The organism is Nonomuraea sp. NPDC003214, assembly GCF_053590035.1.
In genome coordinates, this window is record NZ_JBSFSX010000027.1 from 1 (window position 1) to 17,193 (window position 17,193).

General features: G+C 72.7%; 12 protein-coding genes and 1 pseudogene. 4 read left to right on the forward strand and 9 right to left on the reverse strand.

The annotated features are described in order from the left end of the window. Window positions 1-106 precede the first annotated feature (106 nt). From ACWDXC_RS42820 to ACWDXC_RS42830, 3 genes are all read right to left on the reverse strand, one after another. On the reverse strand, window positions 107-1,708 hold the full coding sequence (locus ACWDXC_RS42820) for a carboxylesterase/lipase family protein (RefSeq protein WP_449992456.1): 1,602 nt from the start codon (window positions 1,706-1,708) through the stop codon (window positions 107-109). Between the two features lie 510 nt (window positions 1,709-2,218). After that, window positions 2,219-3,574, reverse strand: a complete 1,356-nt coding sequence (locus tag ACWDXC_RS42825) for a tetratricopeptide repeat protein (protein ID WP_449992459.1) — start codon at window positions 3,572-3,574, stop codon at window positions 2,219-2,221. Window positions 3,575-3,576: 2 nt separating this feature from the next. Next, window positions 3,577-6,654, reverse strand: a complete 3,078-nt coding sequence (locus ACWDXC_RS42830) for a CHAT domain-containing protein (protein WP_449992462.1) — start codon at window positions 6,652-6,654, stop codon at window positions 3,577-3,579. Between the two features lie 58 nt (window positions 6,655-6,712). Between ACWDXC_RS42830 and ACWDXC_RS42835 the strand changes: the two genes are divergently transcribed. The 3 genes from ACWDXC_RS42835 (at window position 6,713) to ACWDXC_RS42845 (ending at window position 8,701) form a co-directional block, all read left to right on the forward strand. Further along, window positions 6,713-7,111, forward strand: a complete 399-nt coding sequence (locus tag ACWDXC_RS42835) for a hypothetical protein (RefSeq protein WP_449992464.1) — start codon at window positions 6,713-6,715, stop codon at window positions 7,109-7,111. Beyond that, a complete protein-coding gene (locus tag ACWDXC_RS42840; RefSeq protein ID WP_449992467.1) occupies window positions 7,108-8,013 on the forward strand; it encodes a hypothetical protein in 906 nt (301 codons plus the stop codon). The genes ACWDXC_RS42835 and ACWDXC_RS42840 overlap by 4 nt, the downstream gene beginning before the upstream one ends. Window positions 8,014-8,260: 247 nt before the next feature. Further along, window positions 8,261-8,701 (forward strand): nuclear transport factor 2 family protein, encoded by a 441-nt coding sequence (locus tag ACWDXC_RS42845; RefSeq protein WP_449992470.1) that lies wholly within the window; start codon window positions 8,261-8,263, stop codon window positions 8,699-8,701. A gap of 251 nt (window positions 8,702-8,952) precedes the next feature. On the opposite strand, the gene ACWDXC_RS42850 is transcribed toward ACWDXC_RS42845, so the two are convergent. The 3 genes from ACWDXC_RS42850 to ACWDXC_RS42860 all read right to left on the reverse strand — a co-directional run bounded on the left by ACWDXC_RS42850 (window position 8,953) and on the right by ACWDXC_RS42860 (window position 11,559). Further along, window positions 8,953-10,071: a methyltransferase gene (locus ACWDXC_RS42850; protein ID WP_449992472.1), complete on the reverse strand. Its 1,119-nt coding sequence runs from the start codon at window positions 10,069-10,071 to the stop codon at window positions 8,953-8,955. 311 nt (window positions 10,072-10,382) lie between these two features. Then, window positions 10,383-10,688 (reverse strand): hypothetical protein, encoded by a 306-nt coding sequence (locus ACWDXC_RS42855; protein WP_449992475.1) that lies wholly within the window; start codon window positions 10,686-10,688, stop codon window positions 10,383-10,385. 136 nt (window positions 10,689-10,824) lie between these two features. Beyond that, window positions 10,825-11,559 (reverse strand): TetR/AcrR family transcriptional regulator, encoded by a 735-nt coding sequence (locus ACWDXC_RS42860; RefSeq protein WP_449992477.1) that lies wholly within the window; start codon window positions 11,557-11,559, stop codon window positions 10,825-10,827. Window positions 11,560-11,656: 97 nt separating this feature from the next. Here ACWDXC_RS42860 and ACWDXC_RS42865 point away from each other — a divergent pair, with 97 nt between their 5' ends. After that, window positions 11,657-12,334: a GNAT family N-acetyltransferase gene (locus ACWDXC_RS42865; protein ID WP_449992478.1), complete on the forward strand. Its 678-nt coding sequence runs from the start codon at window positions 11,657-11,659 to the stop codon at window positions 12,332-12,334. Window positions 12,335-12,557: 223 nt separating this feature from the next. Here ACWDXC_RS42865 and ACWDXC_RS42870 read toward each other — a convergent pair. The 3 genes and pseudogenes from ACWDXC_RS42870 to ACWDXC_RS42880 all read right to left on the reverse strand — a co-directional run. After that, window positions 12,558-12,992 (reverse strand): annotated as a pseudogene (locus ACWDXC_RS42870) (WD40 repeat domain-containing protein); the annotation flags it as partial. A gap of 108 nt (window positions 12,993-13,100) precedes the next feature. Beyond that, a complete protein-coding gene (locus tag ACWDXC_RS42875) occupies window positions 13,101-16,562 on the reverse strand; it encodes a caspase, EACC1-associated type (RefSeq protein WP_449992481.1) in 3,462 nt (1,153 codons plus the stop codon). Beyond that, window positions 16,555-16,977: an effector-associated constant component EACC1 gene (locus tag ACWDXC_RS42880; protein WP_449992484.1), complete on the reverse strand. Its 423-nt coding sequence runs from the start codon at window positions 16,975-16,977 to the stop codon at window positions 16,555-16,557. The genes ACWDXC_RS42875 and ACWDXC_RS42880 overlap by 8 nt, the downstream gene beginning before the upstream one ends. Window positions 16,978-17,193: the final 216 nt, after the last annotated feature.

A 17,193-nucleotide genomic window follows, 5' to 3' on the forward strand; every position in this document is an offset into this window, starting at 1 on the left:
CAGTGTTGTGCTCTGAGTTTCGGCCAGAAATCCCCTGAGCTTGGGTGCTGTGACTGCCCGCCGCGCGGGGGGGCGGTGGGGCCGGGGCCGGGCACCACGGCGGTGATCAGTCGGGAAGTCCGCGCCAGAAGGCGCATCGGTGCTCGTCGCCGAGGTCGGCCGGGCCGATGCCGCCCTGGCTCGCGGGTTTCAGGCTGAGCACGGTCTGGCCGGACGGGGTGAAGGGGGGCCAGACGGGTGCGCCGGCGGCCTGCGGCTTGCCGCTGTGGGCGAAGGACGTCCAGTAGCCGATCATCTGCTGCGCCAGCCGCCACTGCTCGGGGGTGAGCCCGTCCCAGGCCTTGCCGTCCAGGTCGAACAGGTAGGGCAGGTCACTGGCGTGCTGGGCGCCCAGCGGGAATTCGGAGGGAATGCCGGCGATGTTCGGGGCCTGGGCGTCGGCGAACTCATAGGCGTACACCGTGGTGCGGGCGGCCATCGCGTGGTTGCCTTCCAGGGTCGGGCAGGCCCATGCGCGGTCGCTGCTCACCGTCGCCCAGGCCAGGCCGGGCGAGGAGAAGGCCGTCAGCGGGTATTCCCGCATCACCGTGCCGGCCTGCTCGCCGAACGCGCTCTTCATCAGAACGGGGTAGTTCTCGGCGGTCACCGGCATGCCGGCCTGTGCGGTGCCGGTGACGAAGCCGTTGCTCTCGCTCCTGGTGGCGCCGGAGATCACCGGCACGCGCAGGAACCTGCCGGTGCGCAGTGCCTGGGCCGGGTCCAGCGGCAGCAGCGGCGTGCCGTGGGCGAGGGCGGAGCCGAACCGTTCGTTGATCTTCATCAGCTCGGAGACCGGCTTGGAGCGCAGGCACTCCAGCTCCTTGCCCGCCGCGCAGCCGAGCTGCCTGGCAGCGGCCAGGCCGATGTCCCGGCTGGTCTTCAGCGAAGCGTATGGCGTGAACGGCGGCATGTCCGGAACGGGGAGGTAGGTGCCGGACGGCCAGTTGAGCGTGCACGCCCCCGACTGCATGACGGCCTTGTCGACCAGGCCGCGCGTGGCCGGGGAGGTCAGCAGCGCGCAGGTGCTCATCCCGCCGGCGGACTGGCCGATCAGCGTCACGTTGCCGGGGTCGCCGCCGAAGGCCGCGGCGTTGCGCTGCACCCATCGCAGGGCTTCGAGCTGGTCGGCCAGCCCGAAGGTGCCCGAGCCTGGCAGCCCCGGCAGCGCGAGGTAGCCGAACGCGCCGAGCCGGTAGTTGGGCGTCACCACGATCACCTCGCCCTGGCCGGCCATCCGCCGGGCGTCGTACATGCTGCCGGAGCCTTCGACGAAGCCGCCGCCGTGCAGCCACACCATCACCGGCAGCGGCTTTCGGGACGCTCTGGCCGGCGCGGTCACGTCGAGGAACAGGCAGTCCTCCCCGCCGAGCTGCTTGCCCCTATCCGCCTGCGGGCATGGCCGGCCGGGCTTGGTGGCGTCGGCCACCCCGCGCCACGGCGCGACCCGCACCGGCTCCTTCCACCGCAGCCTCCCCAGCGGCGGCTGCGCGAAGCGGATCCCCGAGTACGTCCTGACGGCGCCGTCGTCCACTCCCCGTATCCGGCCCGAGTCCAGCTTCACGATCGACGGGCGCGGCTTGGGCGCCGTGGGCGGCTGCGCGGCGGCCTGCGTGACGCCCGCGGTCAGGGCAAGGCAGCCGCCGGTGACCAGAGCGAGTAGCCGCCGCATCGGCCGGCTCGCCATTGACGTGGCAAAACGCGATCTTTTTGCGCTCATGCGGGCCAGTCTCGCCCCGGGCCGGGGGCCGCCGTGAGGTGCGGACGTTGCGGCTTGGCGACCGGTTGTTGTGAATCGGCCACCCTTAGCGGCACCCTGCTCCCCGGACCGCTCGCAGACGTGACGTCAGGGAAGGGCCGCTCCGCGTCCGCTCTCGACCACGAACCCGGCCCGGCAGGGCAGCACGCAACACGTCCCAGACTCGCTCGGCATCGCGATCGCGCTCGGTCCGCAGCGGCCGCCGTCCTCGGCCGTAGCCGAACCCTCGCCCGTCATCGCTCGATGATCCCACCGTAGACGCCTCGGAACTGCCGTCCAGCCCTGCGTATCGCCGCAGGCCAGGAGAATCCGTTGGATACCGCCCGGGCCTACAGCGAGACCGGTTCGGCACAGGCCCGCTCACCCTGGACTACCTCGATGGGATGGTCGGCCGGTTTGCTCACCTGATCCCGCCCGTCGCGCTCACGAGAGCCTCAGGTGGAGCCGGGCGCGGTGGACGGCCAAGGCGCGGACGAGAGGGTGGGCGAAGCCGAGGCCTTCGACGATGTCGGCCAGCCGATCTTCCAGCAGCGCCTGGTGCTCCTCCAAGCGGTTGTCGGTGAACAGCACGCTCAGCAGGAACGCCGCGGTGAGCAGCGTCTCGTCGTGGGTGCGGCCGAGGGTGCGGTCGGCCTCGGCGAGGGCTTCCCGGACGGTGGCGAGCGCGAGGTCCGTCCGTCCGGCCTTCAACTGGGCGTACGCCAGGCGGTAGCCGGCCGACACCATGATCGGGTGTCCGCGTCCCAGCAGGGCCGAGCCCTCTTCCATGGCATCGGCGAAGGCGGCCATCGCCTCCTCGAGCCGGTCGTGGTCGCGGAGCAGGGTCGCGCGTTCGAGCCGGGTGGCGAGGCGTGCCCAGGTGTCCTGTGAGCGGTCGAGGAGCGCGATGCGTTCCTCGACTTCCGCCAGCGCCTCGGACTCCTGATCTCCTTCGCCGTCGGCGCGCTGGAGGGAGACTCGGACGATCACCGTGTCGGGATGGCCGGGGCCCACGTACTGCTCGAACAGGGGCAGCAGTTCCTCCCACATCGCCCGCGCCTGGCTCGATCGGCCGGCGCTGTTCAGCACGACCGCCAGGTTGCTGCGGGCCAGCAGGGTGTCGTGGTGGTGTTCGCCCGCCGTCCTGGTCCGGTACGCGACGATTTTCTCCGCGAGTGCGGTGGCACGGTCGTATTCGCCGGCTCTCATGTGGATCGCGGCCAGGTTGTTGACGCCATGCCAGACGTCGGGATGGTCGTCGCCGAGCAGCGCGGCGCGGCGCTCGGTGACTTTCTCCAGCAGCCGGGCGCCGCGCCGGGGGTCGCCCGCCTTGTCGTACGCGCTGGCAAGGTTGGCCCGGGCTGTCAACGTCTTCGGGTTGTCGTCGCCCACGTGCAGCTGAGCCGAACGCGTCACCCGTTCGGCGATCGGGACGGCCGCCGCGCCCATCTCGTTCTCCAGCAGCAGGATGACGGCCTCGCCGAGCAGGTTCAACGCCTCGGGGAAGTCGTCTTCGGGGGCGGTGCGGGCGATCCAGGCGTTCACATGGGGGAGGAGTTCCAGGCAACGCGCGGTCCGGCCGGCCCGGCCGCCGCTCCGGAGGTAGTCGTGCATCGCGCGGATCGCCGCCTCGCGCCCGGCTGCACCGTGCTCCTCCCGGAGTCGTTCCTGGAGGTCGGGCGACGCCGTGAGGGTGCCGTCCGCGGCGGGTTCGAGCCGGTCGCGGGCCTTCTCCTTGAGCAACCCGGGCGGGATGCCGTCCGAAGCCAGCCAGCCGACGATGAGCAGCGGGTCCTTCATGGTCAGGCTCCGGTGTGCATGTAGGAGGCCCAGATGGTGGGCGTGGCGGGATAACGTTCGCGCTGCCTGCGGACCGCCCGGTGCAGGGCCAGAGCGGGGCCGTCGGTGAGGTGTGCGTAAAGGTCGCGGGAGATCTCGGCGGCGGTCGCGTCGCTCACCGGCCAGAGCGCGCCGATCACGTCCCGGAACCCGGCGAGCTGGAAGGCGGCGGTCAGGTGCACCGCCTCGTCGGAGAGATTCGGGCTGATCTCCGAGGTGCTGCACGCCGACAGCACCGCCAGTCCGCGATCCGGCAGATTCAGTGCGGCGAGGTCGGAAACGGTCAGGGGTTCGCTCTCGTGGTCGGCGAGCAGGAGCCGGCTGGTGCTCGGCGCGTGCACGTCGGTGAGCGCGTGGCAGGCCAGGTGAACGTGCTCGTGGTCGCGCAACGCCGCCAGGAAGGCCGCCTTGGTCGCCTTCGCCCCCTGCAGGACGGTGGCCTCCGGCAGCAGTTCGAGTATCCCGCTCACCTCGTCCGGCACCCCGCGGAGCGCCGATGCCGCGGGCGTCTCGGACTGGGCGACGATCAGTGTACGGCCGGGACTCACTCCCTGCGACGTTCGGCGGACGTGCTCCAGCACGCGCAGGCTCGCCGTGTACGAGGAGACCACCCGGTCGGGCACGCTCCCGGCGGCGTGCCAGGGCAGGTAGGACAGGAGACCGGTTGGGCACCACCACAGGCGCGGCCAGTCGTTCCCGGAGGGCGTCCGGGTGAAGCCCAGCTCGGCCAGGATCGGCTCGGCCGCCGTCTGCCCCACCCATGCCAGCGTGTCGCGCACTTCGGCCTGCGCCAGCCGTCTGACGCGCAGGGAATACGAGTCGTCCGTGGCGAAATGCCGGGCGGTGTGGAAGGTGAGCACGCGTTCGGTCGCGGTGGTGATGTCCAGGCCGGGCAGGGGAAGGGCGCGTACGGGGCGGCTCCGGTCGTTCGTGATCAACAGTGCGTAACCGCTGCCCTGTGCGGCGGCCACCAGCACGATCGGGCCCTCCGCGGCGAGTGTGGCGAGGTCGGAAGGTCCGGCCGCCGCTGCTCTCTGCACCGCCTTCCAGCGCTGGACGAGCGAGGCACGCTCGGCCGCGAGCGTCCGCTCGCTTTCCCGGTCCGGCACGCCGACGGCGGCGGAGGTCCGGTCGCGGGCGTCGACCGCCCGCAGCCTGGTGTCGATCTCGCGCAGCTCCTCGGCGAGCGCCGGGTCCGACGCGTGCAGCGTGGCCAGGTCACCGCGGATGTCCAGGGTGTCGCGGGACAGCAGGCCACGGCTTCGCTCCAGCAGCTCCACCGCGAGTTCGAGCCGGTCCTCCGCCACCCCGGAGGAGACGATGACCCCCGTGAGCCCCGCGTAGGTGCGCAGGGCGTTCTCCCGGTCGGCCCACAGGGGTCCCGACGACACGTTCAGCCGCAGCAGCTCCACGGCCTCGGTGAGGAGGTCCAGCAGGGGGGCGCCGTCGCGCTCGGCCGCCTGCACGCGGAGCAGGGCCGCCTGGAACCGCACATCGGGCCGCGTGGCCGCGGACGCGGTCAGCGCCTCCAGGTCGGCCGCGGTGGACGTGCCGAGCTCGTGCAGGGCCAGGGCTCTTTCCAGGGCGGCGGCCGAGGCGATCGAGACGGGCGCTTCGGTCAGCCGCTCCGCGAGCTCGACGGCCGCACGCATACGGCCGGTGTCCCGCTCGGCGCTGCCCAGCAGCCGGTAGGCCCGGGCCAGGTCAAGCAGCACGAACGGCTCGGCGTAGTCGCCCGGCGAGACCAGGGCCAGCCCTTGCTCGCCCAGCTCGGCGGCCTCTCGGATCGCGGCCTCGTCCCCCGAGAGGGCATGCAGGTCGGACAGCATCGCGACCAGTCCGGACAGCCGGCCGACTCGATCCTCCCGGGGCAGGTCCGGTTGCGAGCAGGCCACCCGAGCGGCGGACACCGCCTCGCGCAACAGGTCGACGTCCTGCCTGCGCGCGGCGTACCGGTGCAGGATCACCGCGTGCGTCGCGGTCACGGAGTCGGGCACGTCGGCGGGGGTGTGCGCCATCGCGAGGCGGCTCTCGTGCAGCGCATCGCGCTGGGCTTCGAGATCCCCGGTGATCTCGTACAGCACGTTGTGGGCGGCGGCCAGGTTGGCACGGACCAGGCGTACATCCACCCGCTCGGCCCGCGATGCGCGCAGGACCGCCGTACGGCCCAGGTCGATCGCTTCGCGGGCGATGTCGGCGTCGTGCGTGCGCTGGGCCAGAGTGCGCAGCGCGTTGGCGGTGTTGTGGGCGGCCTCGGCGACGACCTCGTCGTCGTCGCCGGCCGCGGCGAGCAGCGTGCGGCCCAGCGCGGCGGTCTCCAGCAGCTGCTCCACGCCGCCGTGTGGAGCGGACATCAGAGCGATCCCGCACAGGGTACGCAGCAAGGGCACGTCAGTGGGCGCCCCGCCGGGGGACAGCCACCGGCGGCACACCTCGCCCAGCTCGTCGTGACCGTCCGGATTCGTGAGGAGTGCGCCGAGGAGGTTCGTCAAGGTGTCGGCCGCCCGCGCGTCTCCCCGGTCGACGAGCAGCTCCACCGCCTCGCGGGCAGGCGTCGCGTCACCGGTCATCCGCAGCACCTCGACGGCGGCCGCCGCGAAATTGATCGCGTGGTTGGCGTCATGGCCCAGGCGCCAGCCCTCACGGAAGGCTGCGACGGCGGCCTCGGCCTGTGCGGGGTCATGGTCCGCCGCCGCCAGGCCGAGGGTGGCCAGGCCCAGATTGGCCAGCATCAGCGAGCGCGTGGCGACATCCGGCGTCGTACGGTCGAGGACGAATCGGCTCGCCTCGGCCGCCGCCCGGCACACGTCGGGGGCGTGCGTGGCGGCGCGAAGCAGGCTGAGCTGGGCGGCGAGCGCGCCGGCGATCATCGTGAGCTGGGGGTGCGCGGGCTCGGCGCAGGCCCTGGCCCGCTTGAGAAGGTCGATCGACGCCCACAGGTCCGTGAGGCGTCCCGATGCGTGGTAACGCCGCATCGGCACCTTGGCGCGCTCCAGCCACGCCAAGGGGTCCGTGCCCCCGTGCGGCAGACGCCTGTGCATGAACCGCTCCTTCCGTCGAGCCGGGGACTAGCTAGATCATCGCCGTTATACTCACACCATGTCCGGCACTTCCCCCGAAGTTCTCGCCGAGCTTGCCGAGCGGCTCGAACGTCTCTGCCGGGAGCACGGGCGTGGTGGCCAGCTGGCCGGAATGCTGGCCGACGCGGGTGTCGAAGACCTGCTGGATCAGCTCACCACCCAGGTCGTGGCCGATCCGCAGGAGCCGGGGCGGACGCGAGAGCTGCTCGACGCCGTCGACGAGGTGCTGGCCGAGCAGGGCGTGCACGCTCTCACCCGGCCGAACCGGGAGTGGCGGCCGCTGCCCGGCGTCCGGCCCGGCCAGCCCGAACTGACCGCGTACGTGTGCCCGGTGCGGTGCTGCACCCGGTCGTCGCCGGAAGCGGGCTCGTGCGCCCTGAGCGGCAAACCGCTTGAGGCCCTGCGCCTACCGTCATGATCTCGCTGCTTCAGGAGCTGTCCAAGAAGGCCGCCGAGCGCTGGGCGGCCATCGTCCTCGGTCCTGGGCTGATCTTCGTGGCGTGCGTCGTCGTGGGCCATCACCAGGGGTTCGGCCATGCGCTGTCCATCGGCCACGTGCGGACTCTCGTGCCCGCCGGGCTCCTGAAGGACCCGGCGTGGCTGGCCTCCATGTCGGCCGTGCTCACGCTCGGGGCCGTTGTTGCCGGCCTGACGGCGACCGCGGCCGGCCGGTACGTCGAGCGGCTGTGGATGCCGGGCGGCCCTCAGTGGTACGTCCGACTCCTTACCGCGCTGCGTGCCCGCCGCTGGGACCGCCTCAACGGCCGGCTCCGGGCGGCGGTCACCGAGGCGGGGCGGGTGATGGCGCGTGACCGGCTGCTGGGCGTGGACGACAGCCGGCGCTTCCCGGCCGCGCATCGCCTCCGCGCGCGGCTCGACCGTCTCGGCGAGACCCGTCCTGGCGAGGCCACCTGGTCCGCACAGCGGATGGCCGACGTGACGCGCCATGTCCATCGCCGCTACGGCCTCGACCTGGCGCTGGTGTGGCCGCATCTCTGGGTTCTCACCGACTCCGACGTACGCAAGGAGCTTCAGAACGTCGTGAACGGGTACGCGGCGGCGGCTCGGCTGTCGGTGTGGGGCGCCGCCTACCTGCTGGTCTTCGCGGCCACGGGATGGTGGCCGGCCGGGATCGCGGGGGTCGTGCTACTGGTCATCGCCTGGCGGCGTGGCCGGAGCGCGGTCAGCACGCTGGCGCCCGTTCTGGAGAGCGTGGTCGATCTGCACGTCCGGGCTCTGGCCGAGCGTCTGGGGGTGCCCCAGGACGGTCCTTTCAGGAAGGAGACGGCCGACGGCGTGCACGCGGTTCTGAGGCAGTGACCCGTACCCACACCGCTGGGTGTGGCCGCGAAGCCCGCAGCCAGGACAGGCGCGGCCGAGGCGGTCGGCCTCCTGGACGGTGGACGGCGCCTCCAGCAGCGCGGGATCTTCTTGACCGCCACGTCTGCCTCCGGCCAGAGCGCTGACGCGGAGGGTATGCCCAGCTTCTGATTCCGGATTCGGTGCGGGCTCAGGTGAGGGAGGTGTCTCCGAGCGACTGCAGCAGGGCGCGCAGCGCGTCGGCGAGGTGGTCCGCCTGGTCGCGGTCGAGGGCCTGAAGCAGGCGGGCCTCGTTGGCGATGTGCAGGGCGAACAGGCGGTCCGGGCCGCCTACCAGGCGTTCACCGACGGCGACCTCGACCGGTTCATCGAGTCGCTCGACCCCGGCTTCGTCTCCCGGCAGTCGACGGCCGTCCCCTGGCGCGGCACATACCGGGGACATGAGGGCGTACGGGAGATGTTCGGCAAGCTGGCCGAACACGCCGATGCCACGTACGAGCCGGCACAGTTCATCGAGAGCGACGAGCACATCGTCGTCGTCGGCGACGCCCGCATCGCCCCCCGCGGCGCCGGCGCGGCGACCCCCGTCCGGGAACTGCACGTCTGGCAGGTCACCGGCGGCCGGCTGCTCGGCCTGGAGGTCTTCCTCAACGCCCCCGCACCCCTGCTGGCCGCACTCGGAGCCTGAGGAGCAGGTCCTGGAACGCTCGCACGATCGACCGGCGGGGAGTGCGGCCTCTACCGGGTGCGGATGAGCCCCGCAGCCGCCGGCACGAGCACCCACTTCCGCAAGACGGTGGCCGAGTCGCCTGCCGGTGGTGGCGCCACGCGGCGGCTGGATGCCCGGCGTCGACGAGCGCATGCGCTTCCACCTCGCGCTGACCCGTCGAGGAGGGGGGCGAGCCGAAGCCTGCTCGCCCCCTCACCGGCCAATGGCGTTCAGCATGTGCCGACCAGACGCCAGAGCGAGGTGACTTCCGCAGCGCGGGCGGCATGGAGGAAGTCAGCGGTGTCCCGCGCTCGTGGATGCTGCGGCCTGGTGTCGATTTTGTCCACCACGTGCAGGCCGGCTGCCTTGATGTCGGCCAGCAGTTCGCTCCGCGTCCTGAGCCCGAGGTGCTCGGCCAGGTCCGACAGGATGAGCCAGCCTTCACCTCCCGGTTCGAGATGTGCGGTCAGCCCGTACAGGAAGGCGCGGAGCATGCTGCTGCCCGGGTCGTAGACGCCCTGCTCGACGGCGGAGGTGGGCCGGGCCGGGATCCAGGGCGGGTTGCAGACCACGAGGTGCGCGCATCCGTCCGGAAAGAGGCCGGGGCCCACGACGTCGACGCGTCCGGTGAGGCGCAGCCGGCGGATGTTCTCGCGGGCGCAGGCCAGGGCGCGCGGGCTGATGTCGCTGGCCACGACGTGGCCGATTCCCCGTCGGGCCAGGACGGCGGCGAGCACTCCCGTTCCCGTCCCGAGGTCGAACGCGGTACGGCGACCCGCGGGGAGCGGCGCATGTGCGATGAGGTCGACGTATTCGCCCCTGACCGGGGAGAACACGCCGTAGTGCGGGTGAATGCGAGCGTCGAGGGCCGGTACTTCCACGCCCTTGGTACGCCACTGATGCGCTCCGATCACGCCCAGCAGTTCTGTGAGCGAGACAGCCGTAGGCCCGGACGGCGGACCGTACGCCTCGGTGCATGCCTGGCGCACGTCGGGGGCTCTGCGCAAATTAAGGCTGTAGTCGTCTTCCAGCAGAACGAGGAGCCTGCCGAGCACGCGGGCCCGGTGGGCGCGGGCTCTGCGGTGCAGGTGGAAGGACTCTGCCGGGCTGCCGCCTTGCCGGGAAGGTTTCCGGTCGATGCGGCGGCCCATCGCCTGCAGGAGTTGGCGGGCGTTGTGGAAGTCGCCCTGCCACAGCAAGGCGGTTCCTTCGCAGGCCAGACGGTGAGCGGCGTCGGCTTTCATGCGGTCGTCGGCGCCGACGACCCGGCGGGGAGGCGGTGTTGCGCTCTCGGAATGCCAGTGAGCGGAACGGAGGATGCCTGTCTCGGTCCAGTGAATGGCGGACACCACGTACTCCTCGTGAATCGAACGTGCAGGGACACGAAGAGCACTTCGACGAGGAGCAGGGGTGACGGCCCGTGCTGCTGCAGCACGGGCGCGCGTGTCAGGGCAGGTAGGGCTACCGCTCCCGCGTCGAAGCGCGAGAGGAGAGATCGCCGAGAACCATGCCTAGCGTCACGACCAGCCCTTTCATAGAGATGACACAAGAGGCTCGCACAGCCGCCCCTCCGCAGGCAAACCAGGGGGGCCGGTCGCGGCTCCGGTGACCGGGGCACAGCCGACGTTGCAGCCGTGCGCGACCAGTGACGCGGAGTCCTTCAGTCCCTGCCGTTGTAGGTGCGCAGCTCATGGCGTGCCTGGTGGCGGCTCCGGCGCCGGTCCTCGCGGCGGATGTGAGTCCACTCCCGGCCGCCGCCGAGAATGCCGCATTCGAACAGGTAGTGGTCAGTGGCGCCCCAGTAGCAGCCGCTTCTTCCGCTTCGGTTCATGAACGCGCTGTCGGCGGTGATCTCCTGCGGCAGCGTGCACGGCCCGAACCGGTGGTCGTGCACGGGACGGCAGTTCACCATCGGCGCTTCGGCCATGCCCACCCACCAGGGCCGGGTCTTGTCGGTCTTGCTCATACGGTCACCTTTCGGCTCCGCGACGCCCCGGGATGGGGCCGTCACAAGACCGGATGCACCGTGATCACCTCCACATTCGCCCGCCATGTCGGAGCCGAAAGCTTATCGCGTGGGACGTGTCCCACCCTGTGCACGGTTATCGGGCGGGGCGGGAGATCAGCGCTTCTATGCCGTCCAGCAGGAGGTTGAGGCCGAACTGGAAGTCGGCGTCCTCGGTCCAGCCGGTGGAGTCCCTGAGCAGGCCGGCGCGCATCATGGCCGACAGCGCCGGGTACGTCGCGGGGTCCAGGACCTCGGTGAGTATCTCGCCGTACTCGGTGGCGCCCTTGGCCCTGGCCGCGAGTTCGGTGCCCCCGGCGCCGAGCGAGTGCGTGAGGGTGGCGTCGGTGAGGGCGTAGCCGGTCAGCACCGTGGCGGCGTGGAATCGCTGGCCGTCGTCCAGCCCGGTGCCGGACAGCGCGTCCAGGGCCCGGTCAAGCCAGAGCAGCCGCCGCGGGCCCATGGGCGGGGTGCTCGGGCGCAACTCCAGCAGCCAGGGCCGCGACAGCAGGAGGTCGCGGGTGAGCCGGGTCCACGTGGCCAGGTAGGGGCGCCAGGGCAGGTTGCCGCGTTCGGGCGGTGGGGGGACGGCGCTGTCGGCCATGACGGTCAGCAGTTCGTCCTTGCTGCCGACGTACCGGTAGAGCGCCATCGGGGCGACGCCCACCTGGGCGGCGACGTTGCTCATGGAGACAGCGGCCAGCCCTTCGGCGTCGGCGATCTCGATGGCGGCCGTCGTGATCGTGGCCAGGTCCAGGCGCGGCTTCGGGCCTCTGCGCGTGGTGGGTTCGCGGTCCCACATCCGCGCCACGACGGGTGGCAGCTCTGCCATCGAACATCCTCTCGTGCGATCGGGATCTGTGTATGTCCTATAGGTTAATAACTGCGTATGCCGTACAGAGTAGGCTGTACATGATGATGGAGGCGTGATGGAGATCCGTACGTTCGCACCGGGCGACCGTGCCGAGCTGCGCGAGCTGTTCGGGCGGGTGGGGGTGGGCGCTCCCACGGCGTCGCTGTGGGGGCACGTGGACTCGGAGGCGGCCGTCTACCTGGACCCCTACATGGAGCTGGAGCCGGACTCGCTCTTCGTCGCGGTCTCCGGGGGCGCCCTGGTGGGCTACCTGACGGGGTGCCTCGACAGCGCGAGGTTCCCCGGGGAGGGGGAGCGCATGGAGAAGGCCATGCGGACCTACAAGCTGATGTTCCGGGCCAGGCCGGCGGCCTTCTTCGCGCGCAGCCTGGCCGACCTGGCGTGGGCCGCGGTCCGCAGGCGGCCTCGCGTCGGCGAGTTCGCCGACGCCCGGTGGCCCGCGCACCTGCACATCAACGTGGCACCCGAGGCCCGGGGGACCGGCGCCGCCGACGGGCTGATGAGCCGGTGGTTCGACCGGCTCAGGACGGCCGGGTCTCCTGGCTGCCACCTGCAGACCCTGGTCGAGAACAGCCGGGCGGTGCGGTTCTTCGCACGCATGGGCTTCGCCGAGCACGGCCCGGCGCCCCTGGTGCCCGGCCTCCGGCACGACGGCCGGCGGGTCCATCAGCGGACGATGGTCTGGAGCGCCGTCCGCGCTGCCGGAGAGGCCGAGACCGCCTGGCGTCCATGATCCCGGCCGCACCGCCACATCGACGGCCGAGCACGGCGGAGCATGCCCGGCGATGCGGTGCCGGCAGGTTGAACTCCTGCCACTCCTGCGCCGTCATCGACCTGCCGGCCGCGACGCAGGCCGAGGCGAACAGGTCACGGTCCGCGGGAAGGCCGACGTCCCAGCGCCGCATGGCCGCCTCGACGCCGCCTCCGGCGCTGACCAGCGTGCGCCCGTCCGCACTGAACGCCATCGCCGCGACATACGCCTCATGGCCGGTGATCGCGGCGCCGATCGGCTGCTGGGTGGCCACGTCCCACAGGCGGATCCTCCTGTCGTTGCCGCCGCTGGCCAGGAACCGCCCGTCGGGGCTGAAGGTCAACGAGGTGACGCCCCCGTCGTGCCCGGTCATCGGCGTGCCGATCTGGCGGCGGCTCGCCACATCCCACAACCTGATCGTCCTGTCCACGTCGCTGCCGGCGCTGGCCAGGATGCGGCCGTCGGGGCTGAACGCCAGCGCCGTGATCGTCCCCGTATGACCGGTGAGTGCCGCGATGCGGCGCTGGGCGCCCGCGTCCCACAGGTCCACGACGGTGCCGTCGAACTGGGTCGTGGCGGCCAGGACACGGCCGTCAGGACTCAACGCCGCCGTCGGGTACGACGTCCCATCCAGCCTCATCGGGACGCCGATCGGGCGGCGGGTCGCCACCTCCCACAGCCTCGTCCCCTCCCGGCCGAGCGTGAGCAGCTTCCGGCCGTCCCGGCTGAAGAGCAGGTCATCGACGTACTAGCGATCGGCGGTGAAGGGTTTGCCGAGACGCCTGTGTCCGTCCACGTCCCACAGCTGCACCGTGCCGTCCCCGGTGACCACGGCCAGCGTGCGGCCGTCCGGGGCCGGCGCCGCCAGGTGGCCGGTGAACGGGGCGCCGACCGGGCGGCCGGCGGCCACCTCCCACAGGCGCACCTTGTCGTTGTCGTCCGTCGTGACCAGGGTGTGGCCGTCGGCGCTGAACCCCGCTGACATGAGATCGTCCGTTCCGGTGGTGAGCGGAGTCCCGAACGGGCGGAAGATGGACACGTTCCACAGCCGGACCGTCTTGTCGAGACTCGCGGTGGCCGCCGTCCGGCCGTCGCGGCTGAAGGCCATCGAGACGACCTCGTCCGTGTGGCCGCCGAGCGTGGCGCCGAGCTGGCGCCGGGTGGCCACGTCCCACAGCTTGGTCCCGTCGCCCCCGGTGGTGGCCAGGACCCGGCCGTCGGGGGAGAAGGCCACGTGGTGAGGGTCGTGCCCGCTGCTGATCGAGCCCTTGCTCCGGAGGGTGGCGACGTCCCACAACGCCACCTCCGTGCCGTTGCCCGCCCCGGCCAGCGTGCGGCCGTCCAGGCTGAACGCCACCGATTTGATCTCGTCCTCGAAGCCGACGGCGCCGATCTTGCCGCCGGTCGCCGCGTCCCACAACGTCACGACCTTCTCGCTGGTGGTGGCGAGCCTGCGGCCGTCGGGGCTGAACGCCACCGACCCGATCCCGTAGCCCTGGCCTGCGAGGAGGCGGATCTGGCGGCGCGTGGCCACGTCCCACAGCTGGGCGCCCTTCCCGGTGTGCCCGGAGCCGGCCAGGGTGCGCCCGTCCGGGCTGAACACCAGCGTGCTGAGGTCTTCCCTGCTCTTCAGCGGCCCGCCGAGCGGGCGGCGCGTGGTCACGTCCCACAGGCGTACGGTGGCGTCGGCGGCAGCGGCGGCGAGAATGCGGCCGTCCGGGCTGAACGCCACCGCGTCTATCTCCGTCTTCCGGCTGGTGAGCGGCGCGCCGATCTGGCGCCGGGTGGCCACGTCCCACAGCCGGACGGTGCCGTCCTGACCGGAGCTGGCCACGGTCCGGCCGTCCGGGCCGAACGCCACTCCTTCGACCGCCTCGGCGTGCCCGATGAGCGAGCCCTTGCCGGGTGTGCTCGACGCGCTGAGCAGGGCGCGGCGGGCGTCGTCGGTGGGCGCGAAGTGCCAGGCGGTGGCGGCGAGCGCCTGCGACTGGAGGGGATCGCGGGTCAGGACGCGTTCGCTCTGCGCGGCGAGCTGACGTGACAGGGCCTGACGACTCTGGATCTCGGTCAGCCGCTGCTGCGCGTCGGCGTCGCGGGCCGCGAGGACGGCGGTCCCGGCGCCCGCCAGCGACGTGATCACGAGGGCCACCAGCGTGACGAGCGTCGCCCGCCGCCGCCGCGCCAGCCGCCGCACGGCCTGGTCGCCGGCTCGCAGGAAGTCGCGGACGACCTCCCCGAGCGCTGCGTGCTGGGCGGGGTCCGCCTCCCAGCGCCGCCGCGCGGGGGCGATGGCGGCCAGGCGGGCGCCGCTGTAGAGGTATCCGGGCTGGCGGTGGTGGGTGTCCCAGCGGGCGGCGTCCTGCGCGAGCTGCTGCAGCGCCAGCAGGTCGGCACGGTCGGCCTGGAGCCAGGCGCGCAGCCGGGGCCAGGCCCGGATCAGCGCCTCGTGGACGATCTCCGCCCGGTCGCTGCCGACCGTGACGAGGCGGGCGCGGGTGAAGGCGTCGAGCACCGTACGGGCCAGGTCGTGCTCCTCACCGGCCGGCAGCACGTCGGACAGCGGCGCGGTCCTGCGGGTGTCGCCGGTGTTCTCGCCCAGGTGCACCAGCCGCACCAGCATCCGGCGGGCGAGCCGCTGCCCGTCCTCGCCCAGCCCGTCCAGGATCTGATCGGCGGTACGGGCCAGCGCCTGGCCGATGCCGCCGGTGGCCCGGTACCCGCCCAGGGTGAGCACGCCGTTCTCGCGGCGTTGCCAGGTGGCCAGCAGCGCGTGCGAGAGCAACGGCAGCGGCGGGCCGCCCAGCCCGGCTCCCAGGTCCTCCAGCAGCAGCTCCACCAGCCCTTCTTCGAGGGCCAGGCCCGCCAGCCGGGCGGGCTGCTCGATCACCTCGCGCAGTTGCTCGCAGCTGAGCGGGCCGACCACGACCGGGTGCTCCAGCGCGTGGGTGAGCTCGGGGAAGGCGGTGCAGTGGCCGAAGAAGTCGGCGCGCACGCCGATCACGACCGCGGCGCGGCGCGCCGCCGCGGCCAGCGCCGCGATGAACGCCGCCCGCTGCGCCTGGTCGGTGCATTCGGTGAACAGCTCCTCGAACTGGTCCACCACGATCACCGCGTCCCCGGGCAGGGCCTCCACCAGCTCCGCCCATCCCGCTTGTTCCGCCGGTTCCGCCCGTTCCGGGACGTCGGCGACGGCCTCGATCGCCTCGCGCAGGCGCGCCGGCGGGGCCGCGCCCGGCGTGAGCAGCAGGCAGCGGCGCACGCCCAGAGCCGGGATCAGCCCGGCCCGCAGCACCGACGACTTCCCCGCCCCCGAAGGGCCGGCGACCAGCAGCGGCTCCCCGCCGCAGCGGCGCACGCGCTCCTCCAGCGTGCGCGTGAGCTCCGCGCGGCCGAAGAACAGCGCCGCGTCCTCCTCCCCGTAGGAGTGGAGTCCCAGGAACGGGCTGCGGCTGCCGTCCTGCGCCGCCGGCGCGGGCAGCGGGCGTCCCGCGGGAAGCCGGTAGGCGACGTTGACCGCGAAGGGACGGCGCCCGGCGGCGTCGGCGGCCTGCCTGCGCGGCAGCGGCAGGCCGCGCGCCCGCAGATCCCGGTTGAGCGCGGCGTGCACGTCGTCCAGGGACAGCAGCGGCGGCCCGGCGGGATCCCCCTCCGACAGCAGGCGGATCAGCGCCCCGGTGAACGCCGTGTGCCGCTCGCCGGGCAGCGACCAGGCTGCCTCGTCCATGCTGGTCGCGGTCAGCAGGTAGCTGTCCGGCCAGCCCGCGGCGCGGCCCGCCCAGCAGCAGTCCAGGATCACGATGCTGAGCCCGGCCCGGCTCCTGGTCAGCAGCTCGCGCGCCTCGGCGTACGGCAGCGCCTGGTTGCGCGGCGGCCCCCGTCCCAGGTCCACGCTCGCCCGCGTGGCCAGGTACAGCCGGTTGTCCGGTCCGATCAGCCCGTGGCCGGCGTACCAGAACAGCAGCACCTCGCCCGCCCGCCCGGCCAGGGCGTCGATCTCCGCCGCCAGGTCGGAGGGATCGGGCGGATCCAGCAGGCAGGTCACGTGCTCGCGGGCCAGCCCGGTGGCCTTGACCAGGGCGTCGGCGAGATCCCGCGCGCTCGTGGCCGCCGCGGGCACGTCGCCCGTCAGCGCCCCGGGAACATGCCGGCTCGACCCCACCAGCAGCGCCCGCACCCCAGGGCCGGACAGCAGCCCCGGCCGGTCAGTCACGCGGGCCCTCCGGGGGTGGCGGCCCGTTCTTGAGCGCGGCCTCGACCTGCGCGGCCAGCGCCCGGGTCTGCTCGGCGTTCAGCGTCCTGACGCGCTGGGCGCTGACCTCGACCTCGGTGTCGCCGTCCGTCCTGCGTACCTTGACCGTCACGTCGCTGGTGCGGTAGCGCAGCCAGGCGATCAGGACGCCGGCCACGGCCGCCACCACGCCGGCTGAGCCAGTCACCACCTGCACCGCCTCGGCCACCGGGCCCAGCGCCCCGGGAGGGGGCTCGCGTTCGACCAGGCGCACCCAGCGGCGGACCTGGGGATCCTCGGACAGCCACGCGTGCAGCTCCCGCACCTGGCCCGGCCCGCCGTCCACCGCCAGCACGCCCTGGCCGGCACCCGAGGTCTCGTTCGAACCGCTTCCCATGCCACCCCTCCGCGAGCCGGTACGGCGATCGCCACCTGGGTATCGCTCCGGCCGGTCCCAGCGCTACCCGCCCGGACGCGGATCCCCGGAGTCACAGAGCCGGCCAGGCACCCGGCACCGACGCCGCGCCCCTCGCCATGACGGCCGAGTCGATCTCAACGCACCGAAGCCGGCGAAGTTACCGGCAGCAGGTGCCGCTTGGCCGGGTGCAGCTGA